Below are 13436 nucleotides of genomic sequence, written 5' to 3' on the forward strand. Positions count from 1 at the left end.
TAGAGTGATTTTTGATGTAGAACGAGATGATTGTGAAAATTGAGGCGAAATGTGTATGTATGGGGTTAATGGTGTTTCGCAGTGTGTAAGCGGGTGAAGTCAAGTCTCATCCCGTGGGGTTACAACTATGGCATTTGGTCACATCTATCACATGGTGGGCTGAGAGATTGCCGTCGTGAAGCGTTGTGGCGCTGGCGGATATGCCGTTATGGCTGTCGGTAAAGCGGGGGTGCAGTAAGGGGGTGATTTATCCCTAAGGGTGGCGCGGCAGTGCCACTTTGCATGACGGATAGGTGCTCGGGGTTGCGAGAATCTCTGCCAGATGTGCAGGGGCATTAAGAAGGAGTACACTGTAGAACGCTTTATTACGCGTTGATGCGGGGCGTTAAAGGCAGTCGTAAAGACAGTCCTTTAGAGCAAGGCCGTATCTTTTTCTTTTAGTCCTCTTAGCTTGTTAGGAGCTATCCGCCTGTGAGCGATACCGAGTTCCGTAATGTCGCCATTGTCGCACACGTCGACCATGGCAAGACCACTCTCGTGAACGCCATGCTGGAGCAGTCCGGCGTTTTCAGCGACCACGAAGAAGTTGCAGACCGAGTGATGGACTCTGGTGACCTTGAAAAGGAAAAGGGCATCACCATCTTGGCGAAGAACACCGCTATTCGCCGAAAAGGTGAGGGCAAGAACGGCGAAGACCTCATCATCAACGTCATTGACACCCCTGGTCACGCCGACTTTGGTGGCGAGGTGGAGCGCGCACTGTCCATGGTTGACGGCGTCGTGCTGTTGATCGACTCCTCTGAAGGTCCGCTGCCGCAGACCCGCTTCGTCCTGGGCAAGGCGCTTGCTGCCTGCATGCCGGTGATTATTGTGGTCAATAAGACTGACCGCCCAGATGCGCGTATCGACGAGGTTGTCGAGGAAGCACAGGATCTGCTGCTCGAGCTAGCCTCCACCCTGGAAGACCCGGAAGCTGCAGAGGTCGCTGAGCGCAACCTTGAGCTGCCGGTTCTCTATGCCTCTGGTCGTGCCGGTAAGGCTTCGACCGAGAACCCGGGTAACGGCAACCTGCCGGAGTCCGAGAACCTGCAGCCGCTGTTCGACGTCATCACCGAGGTGCTCCCGGAGCCGTCCGCTGAGATCGATGCCCCGCTGCAGGCGCAGGTGACCAACCTGGACTCCAGCTCCTTCCTTGGTCGAATTGGTCTGATTCGTATCCACAAGGGCCGTATCCGCAAGGGACAGCAGATTTCGTGGATTCATTACGACTCCGAGGGCAATGAGCATGTCAAGAATGCGAAGGTCGCGGAGCTGCTGCGTACCGTCGGCGTGACCCGCGTACCTGCTGAAGAGGCCATTGCTGGTGACATCGCCGCTATCTCCGGTATCGACGAGGTCATGATCGGTGACTCTCTCTGTGATGCCGAGCATCCGGACCCGCTGCCGCGCATCCTGGTCGATGAGCCGGCTATTTCTATGACGATCGGCGTGAACACCTCGCCACTGGCAGGCCAGGGTGGTGGCGATAAGCTGACCGCTCGTATGGTCAAGGCCCGCCTGGACCAGGAGTTGATTGGTAACGTCTCGCTGCGCGTGCTGCCGACCGAGCGCCCGGATGCCTGGGAGGTGCAGGGCCGTGGTGAAATGGCGCTGTCCGTTCTGGTTGAAACTATGCGTCGTGAGGGCTTTGAGCTGACCGTCGGTAAGCCGCAGGTTGTTACCAAGACCGTCGACGGCAAGGTTCAGGAGCCGTACGAGCACCTGACCATCGATGTTCCAGAAGAGCACCTGGGTGCTGTCACTCAGCTGATGGCGGCTCGTAAGGGGCGCATGGAGCAGATGGGTAACCAGGGCACCGGTTGGGTGCGCATGGAGTTCCTCATTCCGTCCCGCGGTCTGATTGGCTTCCGCACTACTTTCATGACGGAGACCAAGGGCACCGGTATCGCCAATCACTACTCGGCCGGCTACGGCGAGTGGGCTGGTGAGATTAAGGACCGTCCGACAGGATCGTTGGTGGCTGACCGTACCGGCCAGATCACCGCTTACGCACTGATTCAGCTTTCTGACCGCGGCACCTTCTTCGTCGAGCCGGGTGACCAGGCTTACGAGGGCATGGTCGTTGGCCAGAATCCGCGTGATGAGGACATGGACATCAACATCACCAAGGAAAAGAAGCTGACCAATATGCGCGCAGCCTCGGCTGATGCGACCGTGACTCTGGAGAAGGCGCACAAGCTTTCCCTCGATGAGGCTATGGAGTTCTGTGGCGCTGACGAATGTGTTGAGGTCACCCCGGAGGGCATTCGCGTACGCAAGCAGATCCTCAGCGCCACCGATCGCGCTCGCGCTCGTTCCCGCGCGAAGGCCATGAATAAGAAGTAATTCGGGTTGCTAGGGGACTGGGCCACCTGAAAACCAGTCTCGGGGTAACTGACTCGGCCAGGTGTCGAGTAATCTCGTGGATATGTTTATTCGCAGCCGTCGTCACGCAGCTTCTCGTCGATTTTTCGTAGCATCGACACTCTGCGTGACGGCGGCTTTGGCGTCTTCGTGCATGGCTCGCCCGTCGGACGCTCCGACTGTGCCCGGGCAGCAGGAAGTGCCGGTGCAGCAGGAAGACACCGCTGACCAGGCTAAAAAGATGCGTGAAGTCACGGTCGGTGTCGACGAGTTTGTCGAAGGCTTCAATCCGCATTTGCTTGCCGACGTCTCCCCGGTGACCAGCCTGGTAGCGCGACTGACACTGCCTAGTGTTTTCACCCCTGCGCCGGTAGAGGGCGAGGCTGGTGACGCTAGTGCCTCCGCGCAAGCTCCCGGAGTGGTGGATAACGCTGCCAACGCTCGCTCGGCAGGAGCTCCCCAGTGGCTGCTCAACTCCGACTTGCTGGATTCCGTGCAGGTCATCGAGAGTGATGACAGCAAAGACGGTGACGCCAGAAACGGAGCTGGAAACGGAAAAGCGGCCGATGTTGACATCACGGATCCGACGGTAGCGGCAGAGCATGTCCGCTACCGCATTCGAAAAGGGGCGCAGTGGAGCGATGGCACGCCAATCAGTGGCGAGGACTTCCGCTACCTATTTTCCCAAGTCACGTCCACGCCAGGATCGCTGGATACGGCGACTTATGAGCTGATTAAATCCATTGATGTCTCCGATGGTGGCCGTCAGATTGACGTGACGTTCACTCAGCCGATTACGCATTGGCAGCGCCTGTTTGCACATCTCTTGCCAGCGCATTTGATGCGGTCGAACACTGATGGTTTTTCCGAAGGGCTGGCCAGCCGTTTCCCGGCCTCCGGTGGGCAGTACACCGTCGAGTCGATGGATGTCGGCCGCAACATCATTCGACTGGTTCGAAATGACCGCTACTGGGGTGAGCAGCCAGCAGCCTCGGAGGTTATTACGCTGCGTGCCATGCGTAGTGCCATCGATGGTGCGGAGCAACTGCGTTCGAAGCAGATCCATGCCGTGCAGGTCCGTCCGACGGAGACCTCTGAGCTGACGTACGGTCTGGTCCCCGGTGTTGCTGAGTTCTTCCATGAGCCGAACCGGGAACTGGTTTTCAGTACCAATCTCGCGTCGAGCAGGCTTGCCGACGAATCCGTCCGCCGGGCCATTCTGAGCACCATCAACGTTGCAGAGGTCTCAGAGGTGGCCACCGGGCGCCGAATTGCGGGTGGTTCTGGTGACGGTGGTGACCAGGAGCGATTCGAGACACCACAGGCTGGTTTTACTGAGGACAATCCGCTACGAATTGGCATCATCAGCGACGGTATAGCGGCACGCGCTGCGGCTTTTGCGGTCGCTGACCAGTTGACTGCAGCTGGTATCCCCGCCACCGTTGTTTCGTATTCTCCGGCGGACATGCTGCGGTCTTCGTTGCCCTACGGAACTGTCGATGCCGTGGTGGCATGGGCAGAGCAGCCCAATTCTGTCCAGGCGGCCCGGGAACGCTATGTGTGTACGGAAGGCTCGGTCAGTTCGCTGCCGCCGAAGGACCTGGACGAAGCGGGCGCAGAGTCGGCTGCTGAGTCTGAGTCCGAGTCTGATTCTGAGCTCGTCGATAGTTCGACAAGGCCTGCGCCAAGTGGAGATCGGGAAAAGAGTGCTGAAGAGCAGGGCTCGTTGGACGGGACAACACCATCTGAACAGTCCAAATCTTCTACCTCAGCGGAGCCGGCTGACCTAAATGGAGTACCAGTTGCTCCGAAATCGGCTGCTCGGAGCGAGAATCTCTCCGGTCTTTGTGACCCACAGATTGATGAGCTGCTCGCTCCCGACAGTTCTGCGTTGCCCGCTGAACTCGCCGATATCATTGCTGGCCACAGTATCGAGCTGACCTTGGTGAAAGACGGCTTGCTGACGGTGGTCAGCCCGGAAATTACAATTACCGGGAGGAGGGACTCTTCGCAGTGGACCGATGACCCAGTGTTGGGCCGCCTCGGTGTTCTGGGCGAGGTTCGCCGTGTCTCGACACAGAGTGGGGCTCGAGAATCGTCTGAGAATTCTCAGACGAGAGATAATCCGCGCGAAGATACAGAGCAGGACGGTTCGGGTCAGAACCAAGATGGCCGCGATAACATCGACCAGGAGAACAAGGGGAAGTAAGAAAGTCCGTGAAGTTACTTTTTGTTCACGCACATCCAGATGACGAGTCCATTTGGACAGGTGGTTTGATTGCGGCTGCCGCGCGTTCCGGAGCGTCGGTAAGCGTAGTGACCTGCACGATGGGCGAGCTGGGAGAGGTCATCGGTGCGCCGTACCAGGGGCTAGTTGCTGATGAAGCCGACCAGTTGGGCGGTTTCCGCGTCGCCGAGTTGCGCTCGGCGCTGCGTGCGTTAGGCGCCAACGGTCCTGATAACGCGCCGCGGTTCCTCGGCGGCGCTGGACGTTGGCGTGACTCCGGGATGGCCGGTGACAAGGGCAATGAGCATCCGCGTGCCTTCGTGAACTCAGGTGATGAGGCGGTCGCCCAGCTTCGCACCATCCTCGATGAGCTGCAGCCAGACCTGGTCATTACCTACGACGCCGATGGTGGCTATGGGCATCCGGACCACATTCGTGCGCACGATATCACTGTCGCGGCGTGCGGAAATCGCTTTCCGACGCTGTGGGCGGTCACCGATCGTGAGGCAATGGCGGCGGGGCTGGATGCCATTACCGTGGTACCGGAGAGCTGGCAGTCGTGCGATGTCGACGACTTCGCCACCGTGACTGGCCATTTCGAGGTTCAGCTGGATGACGCCGCTGTGGCTGCCAAGGTTGAGGCCATGCGCGCGCATGCGACGCAGGTGTGGTTCGCCGATGGTTCCGTCAGCGAGGTTAATCCGGATGCTGTCTATGGGCAGACCGATGGCTCTGGTCGTGCGCGAGCCGTCTGGGCGTTTTCCAATTTGCTGTGTCAGCCGGTGGCACCGACTGAGGCATACCGTTTTGGTACGGCGACCGCTGCGTCCCTGGAAGAGCTGGGGGAGCTGGTGAATATCCAATTACCGCCAGAGCCGGTAGCGAGCGTCGACTCTGTACCGAGCGTGGATCTGGAAGCGGAGGGGAGTGCGGACGATGAGTAACCCTCAGCCTCACGAAAGCGAAGACTTGATTAACGCTGCTGGCGGAAAGTTGAAGAACGAGCGCTTGAGTATTGAAAAGCGCACATTCGGGGATGAGCGCTATTGGGGTGACCCGGAACGTTCGCAGCCACGCGAGAACTTCCATCAGGGGGAGGTCACAGTAGCGCTAGTCTGGCTGTCGCTGGCTGCGTTGGCAGCGTTGGTGATTGAAGTAGTTTTCCTCGGAGTGTGGATTACCATCGGCTCGGTTGCTATTCCGTTGCCGTGGACCATTCCGCTGGCCTATATTGCCAATCTGATTATCACCAACACAGCGTTGCTGTGGACACGCGATCGCTCCAAAGCTGCAATTCCGACTGTCATCTGGGTGCTGGGCTTTGCAGGCATTCTGCTGTGGGCAGTGCTGCCCTTCGGTGGGGACTTGGCAATGGGGCAGTGGTTGCGAACAGTGCTGCTGCTTGTTTGCGGTGTGCTGGGCGGTGCCTGGCCACTGCGCCATCTGCGGGCACTCTAGCGAAAACCGCAGCGGATACTGCAGGAGACGGTGAGGAATTGATACAGGGCAGGCCCGCATCAATGTGGCTCTTTCTGGAGCCAGTTGAAAACAACACCCACGTTGGGTGTAGACTCCAATCTGAATATACCGCTCTGTCTATTTTGCTCTGTTTCTCGTCGGAACGGCATAATCGACAGATAGCGAAAGCCTCATCCCATATCTTGTGAGAAAGGTTCTTAAACCTAAAACCATGACTTACATCATTGCCCAGCCATGTGTTGACGTCCTCGACCGTGCCTGTGTTGAAGAGTGCCCGGTTGACTGCATTTACGAGGGCAAGCGCATGCTCTACATTCATCCTGATGAGTGCGTGGACTGTGGCGCTTGTGAACCGGTCTGCCCAGTCGAGGCCATCTTCTACGAGGACGATGTTCCGGATGAGTGGGTTGAATTCATCGATGCGAATGTCGACTGGTTCGATGAGTTGGGTTCCCCGGGTGGTGCCGCCAAGCTCGGCCCCCAGGACTTCGATGTGCCATTCGTGGCAGCTCTGCCGCCGCAGGCAGAAGAATAAAACCACAGATGATTAAACCTATTTCTTTTCCCGGGAAGGACTTCATCACCGCCCATGTCAGCTGCCCGTAAGCGCGTAACTCCCGGTTCTCTTTTGCCTCAGTTTCCGTGGGATTCTCTCACGCAGGCGAAAGCCACTGCGGCTGCGCATGAAGAGGGCATGGTCAATCTCTCGGTCGGCACACCGGTCGATGAAGTCGCTCCGATAATTCGGAAGGGCCTTACCGAAGGTGCTGCCGCACCGGGTTACCCTCAGACCGTCGGCACGCCTGAGCTACGTGCTGCGATTGTTGCAGCGATGGCGCGGCGCTACGGCGTGACGGGACTGGAGTCAGCGGTCAATGGCGGCAATGTGCTTCCGGTCATCGGCACCAAGGAAGCGATTGGCTGGCTTCCCTTCCTCCTCGGCGTAGGCGCGGGGCACACCGTCGTCATCCCCGAGCTGGCATATCCCACCTACGAGGTCGGCGTTCGCATCGCAGGCGCTGAGCTGCTGCGTGCGGACTCGCTGACGCAAATCGGCCCCGCCTCGCCGACGCTGATGTTCATCAATTCCCCGGGCAACCCCAACGGCAAGGTCCTCGGTGTTGAACACCTGCGCAAGGTGGTTGAGTGGGCGCGTGCTCGGGACGTCGTTGTCGCCTCTGACGAGTGCTACCTGGGGCTCGGTTGGACTGAACAGCCAGTCAGTATTCTCGACCCGCGAGTGTGCGACGGTGATTTCACCAACCTGCTGGCTATTCACTCGCTGTCCAAGACGTCGAACATGGCGTCGTACCGCACCGGCTGGTTCGCTGGCGACGCGGACCTCATCGCCGAGCTGGTTTCCGTGCGCCGTCACATGGGGCTGATGATGCCGGGACCCATCCAGCACGCCACGATCGCCGCGCTTAACGACGACTCCCACGAGGCCGAACAAAAGCAGCGATACTGTGACCGCCGTGAGATTCTGCATGATGCACTGGTAGCCGCAGGTTTTCGTATCGATGACTCCGAGGGCGGGCTCTATCTGTGGGCTACGCGCGGGGAAGACTGCTGGCAGACCGTTGATTGGCTGGCCGAACGCGGCATTTTGGTCGCGCCGGGTAGCTTCTACGGCCCCAAGGGTGCGCAGCACGTGCGGGTGGGGCTCACAGCAACGCTCAACGACATCGAAGTGGCGGCGGCGCGTATTCGCGGCTAGCCCCGGCCAGATGTGCTGGCCCGCGTAGGCCGAATGCTGCAAACGGTGCCGACATCGGCATAGACCAAATCATGAAAAAGGGAGTGTGCCGTGGGACGTGCCGCAGGCAATCGAGATGCGTGGTGGGGCCTTGAGAAGAACCGTCAGGCAGCGCAAGTCGATGCCGCCGCTCACGAGCGCGAGGAGTACATCCCCTTTGAGCCGGCAATCGTGGCCGACACCGATGAGTTTCTGGTCGTAGACAAGCCACCTTTTCTGCCGGCGACTCCCAATGGCCGCATCGTGGCCAATACCGTGCAGGAGCGACTGCGACGTAGTCTCGGGGAACCGGAGATAGTGGCCGTTCACCGCCTGGATCTTCTGACCAGTGGGCTGCTGTTGCTTTCCCGGAATCCGGCTACCCGTGCGCGCTACCAGCAGCTTTTCCAAAACCAGGAAATCACCAAAGAATACGAATGCCTCACCGTGATGCCCGATGATTGGCATGTGGGGGAAACCAGGGATGTCACGCTTCTGCTCGATCCCAACCCGGCGGGGCGCGGAGTAAAAGTCGTGGAGACCGACGATTTCGCTCGCGCTGCCGCGAAGAATCCCAAGTTCAAGCTCGCACGCACAACCGTGACCTTCCTCGGCCGAGTAGCCGCGGACATCGGCGATGTGCTGGCGAACAGCCATGGCGGTGGTGCGACCAGCACCAGCATTCCGCTGCACGCAGTCGGCTGTGGTTGTGGGCATTGCGGCAGCCGCATGCAGGTGGGGCACTGGCGGCTACAGCCCCATACGGGCCGCACGCATCAGCTGCGGGCGACGATGGACTGGCTAGGCTATCCCATCCTCGGTGAGGATACCTATGGCCGGGAAGCGGGGGCGCAGGGGCCGTCGGCAAGCGCGAGTGGAGTGCCAAAGTACACGCCGCAGTTGCGATTGACGGCGACCGCGCTGGCCTTTGTCGACCCCGTCACTGGTGAGCGACGTGCCTACCGGAGCGCGCGGACTATCGCGGCCCCGGCAGACGTGCCGACGACCCCTTAGTTAGCGTGCAGCTCCGCGCTGAGCTTCACCTTTTCGGCAGCCCACGGCACAACCTCGACTGCACCAGAGAGCGAGTTGCGGCGGAAGAGCATATTCGATCCGCCCGAGAGCTCGCGGGCCTTGAGCGTCTTCTTCACACCGTCTAGGGCAACGTGGCACTTGGTGCCGGCAGTGATGTAGAGCCCGGCTTCGAGTACGCAGTCATCGCCGAGCGAGATGCCGAGTCCAGCGTTCGCACCGAGTAGGCATCGCTTGCCGACGGACACAACTTCCTTACCTCCACCGGATAGTGTGCCCATGATGGACGCACCACCGCCGATATCGGAGCCGTCGTCGACGACGACCCCCTGAGAGATACGGCCTTCCACCATGGAGTGTCCAAGCGTGCCTGCGTTGAAGTTGACGAAGCCCTCGTGCATGACTGTGGTGCCCTCTGCGAGGTGGGCGCCTAGGCGTACGCGGTCAGCGTCACCGATGCGGACTCCGGTGGGAGTGACGTAGTCGACCATGCGGGGGAATTTATCGATGGAGTAGACGGTGACAGGCCCGCGGCGCGACAGCTTGGCTCGGGTTACCTCGAAGCCTTCGACAGCACAGGGGCCAAAATTCGTCCACACCACATTGTTGAGCTTGCCGAAGATGCCGTCCAGGTTGATGCTGTTGGGGGTGGCCAGGCGGTGGGACAGCAAATGGAGGCGCAGGTAGGCATCGATGGTGTCAACTGGTGCGTCATCGAGTGAAGCGATGGTAGCTGTGACCAGATGGCGGGTGGTGCCGCGGTCCGCATCGGCTACGGCCAGATCTGTGAGGTAGGTGAAATCTTCAGGCAGTGCGTCGGCGTCGATGGTTCCGGTCGTGGTGGAGGTTGCCACGCCCTCTTCGATGAGCTTGGGGGCGGGGAACCAGACGTCGAGAACAGTATCGTTGTTAAAAGTGGCAATGCCGGTAGCTTGTGCTCCAAATTTCATGGAAAACAGGCTACCGGCATATCCCTATCTATGAAAAGTGTTCCGCAAATGTGTAGCAAGGAAATGTTCGGATAGGGGTAGCAGGGTGGTTAGGCCCTGCAGCCAGTTGCTAACGGCTAGTTGCTATCGCTGGACTCGAGAGCCTCGCGGGCCGCGGTGCGGCTCTTCTTAGTCAGTGCAGCGAGCACCGCGAGGAACGCAGTGACACACACAACGGCGATAACCTGCTGGCGAGCACCAGAATCGGTGAGCATGCCAACAGCGAGGCCCAGAATCAGGATGACCGCTACCCAGGACAGTGCCGGGTAGGCCCACATGCGAACGGAAAGCTCGTTGTTGGCCTCCATCTGCGGGCGCAGCTTAATCTCAGACAGGGCGATGACCAGCCAGATCACCAGCAAGCAGCCGCCGACAGCGTTCAGTAGGAAGACCAGGACACTCGAGCCGTCGAAGACAACCTGCAGGCCCACGGAGACGAAGGCGAAGACCATCGACATGATGACCGCACGGTTCGGAACTGCGCCTTCATTGGTGTGGGCGAAGAAGCGCGGTGCCTCACCGCGGGTGGACATCGAGTAGACCAGGCGAGAGGTTGCGTAAATCTGAGCGTTGAACGCGGACAGCAGCGCCAGAACGATAATGGCCTCCATGAAGCCAACCGCACCTGGAATGTTCGCCTGCTTTAGAACCTGGGTGAACGGCGACTCAGCTGCGGAGTCAGCGCCGTCGATCTGGGAGTACGGCAACAGCAGGATGATGACGGTCACGCAGCCCAGGTAGAACACAGAGATGCGGAAGATTACCGAGCGGACAGCAGCAGCGATGGAGCGCTGCGGATCCTCGGCCTCAGCAGCGGCAATCGTGACAATCTCGATACCGCCGAAGGCGAAGGCCACGGCCAACAGACCAGCGGCAATGCCGGAAACGCCATTCGGGAGGAATCCGGATTCGGCAATATGCGTCGTACCGACGAAGCTGGTGCCTGGCAGCAGACCGAAGAAAAGAAGAACGCCAATGACCAGGAACGCGATAATCACCGCGACCTTGATGAACGCGAACCAGAACTCAAACTCGCCGAAACCGCGCACATTCGCCAAATTCACTACAGCGAAGAAGACAACACAGATCAGGCCTGGAATCCAGCCCGGAATACCGAACCACGCACCCATGATGGCACCGGCACCGGTAATTTCAGCGCCGAGCACCATGATGAGCATGAACCAGTAGAGCCAGCCGAGGACAAAGCCAGCCGAGGAACCAAAGGCCATCTCGGCATAGGTGGAGAAGCTACCCGGTGTCGGGCGGGCAGCGGCCATCTCGCCGAGCATCTGCATGACGAGGACGACAATGAAGCCAGCGATGACATAGGAAATGAGAACACCCGGGCCAGCTGCCTTAATGCCGACGCCCGTACCAAGGAAAAGACCGGCACCGATTGCGGAGCCAAGACCCATCATGGTCAGGTGTCGAACCTGCAGCCCCTTGCCCAGCTGAGATGTCTCGCCGGAGGTGGAGGTAATTTGCGATTCGGTCATGTCGCAAACATTACCTCGCTGATAACAGGGGCAATAACCGTATTACGGGTTTACCCCCATTCACCGTTTCGGGGCCCATTAATGTGCCTTCAAGACACCTAAAGTAGGTTATCCGGCCAGCTCATCCGGCACGTCGGCAAGCTGAGTGAAAGTAGCGGCACCTTCGTCATTGCCCGGGCGTTCCGTGCGGCGGACGCACACTGCCGAGTGGTCCGGGTGATGGTAGAAGTGCATATTGTTGCGGCCGGAGATTTCCCATGCCTGAATACGGCGGTTCTCCGCGGGGACATCGATGGGCGTATCGGGGGCAATGAGGATGCTTCGGTCAATAATGCAGTCATTACCGAGGCTGACGCCGACGGTGCCGGCCGCGATATCGATGTGGCAGCGCTCGCCAACCGTGAGCGGCTTACGCTGACCGGAATCGTCGTGAGCGGCAATGATGGAGGCCGACAGTCCCACCTTCGTGTGCGCGCCAATGACGACACCGGAGGATAGACGTCCCTCAATCTTGCATGGGCCCAGAGTGCCCGAGTTCAGCGAGACAAATCCCTCGCGCAGTACTGACGTACCCGGTGCCAGATAAGCGCCCAACCGCACGCGCTCGGCCTCTGCAATGCGGACACCTGCGGGCAGCACATAGTCGACCATGCGCGGCATGCGGTCGATGGCGTAGACGTGAATCAGGCCGCGGACGCGCAAGTGGGTACGCAGTTGCTCGAAGTTGTCCGGCAGGCATGGCCCCTTGTTGGTCCACGTCACGACATGGAGCAGCTCGTAGAGCCCCTTGGTGTTGAGCTGGTGCGGCTTGACCAAGCGGTGGGAGAGCAGATGCAGGCGCAGGTAGGCATCGTGCGGGTCGACAGCCGGCTTGGACAAATCCTCAATGGACGTGCGCACTGCCACCTGCTCCACGCGGCGATCCTCGTCCAAAATCACCTGACGAAGCAACTGTGGGGTCAGATCAGCGGCGCCGAGCCGGTGAGTGCTCGATTCTACGACCTCATCGCTTAACTGAGGTGCGGGAAACCAAGTATCGAGAACTGTACCGTCCATTGCGATGTTGGCGATTCCCGTAGCGACAGCACCAGATGTAATCATGATTCTTAATATTAGTATCCCTTTAAGGAATCTTCGCGGAAGGATGAACTATGCCCCTAGCTGGCCTTGAAAGCACACAGAAAATGAAGCAGTGGTTCTTAGTTAGCCTCATCATTGCTGTCAGTGTGCTCGGACTCGGCTTCGTCCTGGCCCTGCCGGTGGTCTTCTATGTCGGATTCGCACTGTTGAGTGCTTGGATTCTTGCCGTAGCCAGCTTCTTTGGTTTCGTTTTGCCGCCGCGAGCAATGCCAATTGGCGCAGTCGGTGTGGTGATTGCCGCAGTGGTTGCGCTCATCGCGCCGAACCGTCTGGTGCTGGTTATCGCAGTTGCCATCGCAGTGGGGCTCGGTGGTGGCATGATCGCCCGTCTTCTGCTGGAGCGCAAGAACCGCGATCAGCAGGCACGCATCGATGCCCTGCCGATGTGGGAGCGCGATGAGCTGGGCGATGTCGCCGAAACGCTTCGTCCTGCTTATCGACGAGACATCGATCCCACTCCAGTGCAGCTGCCACATGCAACGGCCAAGATTGTCGCGGCCGTCTGCAAGCCGTTGGCCGGTTCTACGGTGATTGTCAGCACGAATGAGCTGCGTCCGGTGATTGCGGTCTATGGCTCCCGTGTGGCTGTGGTCTATGGACCCGGCGCGGGGGTTGTCGAGGAAGAAAGCGGCAACGGAGAGGCGACCGATTCTGCGGGGGAGGAGCGGGCGCCGGGGTCGTCGACAAGCGAAACTCCGGAGGCAATCATTGCCCAAACTCTCCCGGAAGGAGCGAAAACCCTGGTCTTTGAGGTGGCTGATGGGCTTAAGCGCTCGGCGGAGGGGAGAATTGGTGTGACCTCCGCCGAACCGCATGAGCTGGCGTTGTTCCTCGGTGGTGGCGCGCCCGCCAATGGGGATGCGATCAATGGTCGTGCGGCGCATATTCATCACAAAATTCTGGTTTCGCTGGCGCACAATGGTTTGTACGCTTAA

General features: G+C 59.5%; 11 protein-coding genes. 8 read left to right on the top strand and 3 right to left on the bottom strand.

Annotated elements, in window-relative coordinates; all coding sequences use genetic code 11:
- Positions 1-471 precede the first annotated feature (471 nt).
- The 7 genes from typA to EGX79_04015 all read left to right on the top strand — a co-directional run bounded on the left by typA (position 472) and on the right by EGX79_04015 (position 8858).
- Positions 472-2385 carry a translational GTPase TypA gene (typA, locus tag EGX79_03985; GenBank protein ID AYX81416.1) on the top strand — a complete coding sequence of 638 codons (1914 nt, stop codon included), beginning with the start codon at positions 472-474 and terminating at the stop codon, positions 2383-2385.
- Between the two features lie 82 nt (positions 2386-2467).
- The gene (locus tag EGX79_03990) at positions 2468-4612 is read left to right on the top strand and encodes an ABC transporter family substrate-binding protein (protein AYX81417.1); all 2145 of its coding nucleotides are present in this window, start codon (positions 2468-2470) and stop codon (positions 4610-4612) included.
- Positions 4613-4620: 8 nt separating this feature from the next.
- Entirely contained in the window at positions 4621-5574 is a 954-nt protein-coding gene (gene mshB, locus EGX79_03995) for an N-acetyl-1-D-myo-inositol-2-amino-2-deoxy-alpha-D-glucopyranoside deacetylase (GenBank protein AYX81418.1), read from the top strand.
- The gene (locus EGX79_04000) at positions 5567-6088 is read left to right on the top strand and encodes a hypothetical protein (GenBank protein AYX81419.1); all 522 of its coding nucleotides are present in this window, start codon (positions 5567-5569) and stop codon (positions 6086-6088) included. Before mshB ends, EGX79_04000 begins: the two co-directional genes overlap by 8 nt.
- Positions 6089-6320: 232 nt before the next feature.
- Positions 6321-6644: a ferredoxin family protein gene (locus EGX79_04005; protein AYX81420.1), complete on the top strand. Its 324-nt coding sequence runs from the start codon at positions 6321-6323 to the stop codon at positions 6642-6644.
- Positions 6645-6698: 54 nt separating this feature from the next.
- Positions 6699-7826, top strand: a complete 1128-nt coding sequence (gene dapC / locus EGX79_04010; protein ID AYX81421.1) for a succinyldiaminopimelate transaminase — start codon at positions 6699-6701, stop codon at positions 7824-7826.
- Between the two features lie 90 nt (positions 7827-7916).
- Positions 7917-8858 (top strand): pseudouridine synthase, encoded by a 942-nt coding sequence (locus tag EGX79_04015; GenBank protein ID AYX81422.1) that lies wholly within the window; start codon positions 7917-7919, stop codon positions 8856-8858.
- Here EGX79_04015 and dapD read toward each other — a convergent pair.
- The 3 genes from dapD to EGX79_04030 form a co-directional block, all read right to left on the bottom strand.
- Positions 8855-9826: a 2,3,4,5-tetrahydropyridine-2,6-dicarboxylate N-succinyltransferase gene (gene dapD / locus EGX79_04020; protein ID AYX81423.1), complete on the bottom strand. Its 972-nt coding sequence runs from the start codon at positions 9824-9826 to the stop codon at positions 8855-8857. The genes EGX79_04015 and dapD overlap by 4 nt on opposite strands.
- A gap of 116 nt (positions 9827-9942) precedes the next feature.
- Positions 9943-11361: an amino acid permease gene (locus tag EGX79_04025; GenBank protein ID AYX81424.1), complete on the bottom strand. Its 1419-nt coding sequence runs from the start codon at positions 11359-11361 to the stop codon at positions 9943-9945.
- A 108-nt stretch (positions 11362-11469) separates the two neighbouring features.
- The gene (locus EGX79_04030) at positions 11470-12462 is read right to left on the bottom strand and encodes a succinyltransferase (GenBank protein ID AYX81425.1); all 993 of its coding nucleotides are present in this window, start codon (positions 12460-12462) and stop codon (positions 11470-11472) included.
- Positions 12463-12512: 50 nt separating this feature from the next.
- Between EGX79_04030 and EGX79_04035 the strand changes: the two genes are divergently transcribed.
- Positions 12513-13436, top strand: a complete 924-nt coding sequence (locus tag EGX79_04035) for a hypothetical protein (GenBank protein AYX81426.1) — start codon at positions 12513-12515, stop codon at positions 13434-13436.

The sequence above is a fragment of the Corynebacterium jeikeium genome (assembly GCA_003955985.1).
Taxonomy (GTDB): domain Bacteria; phylum Actinomycetota; class Actinomycetes; order Mycobacteriales; family Mycobacteriaceae; genus Corynebacterium; species Corynebacterium jeikeium_D.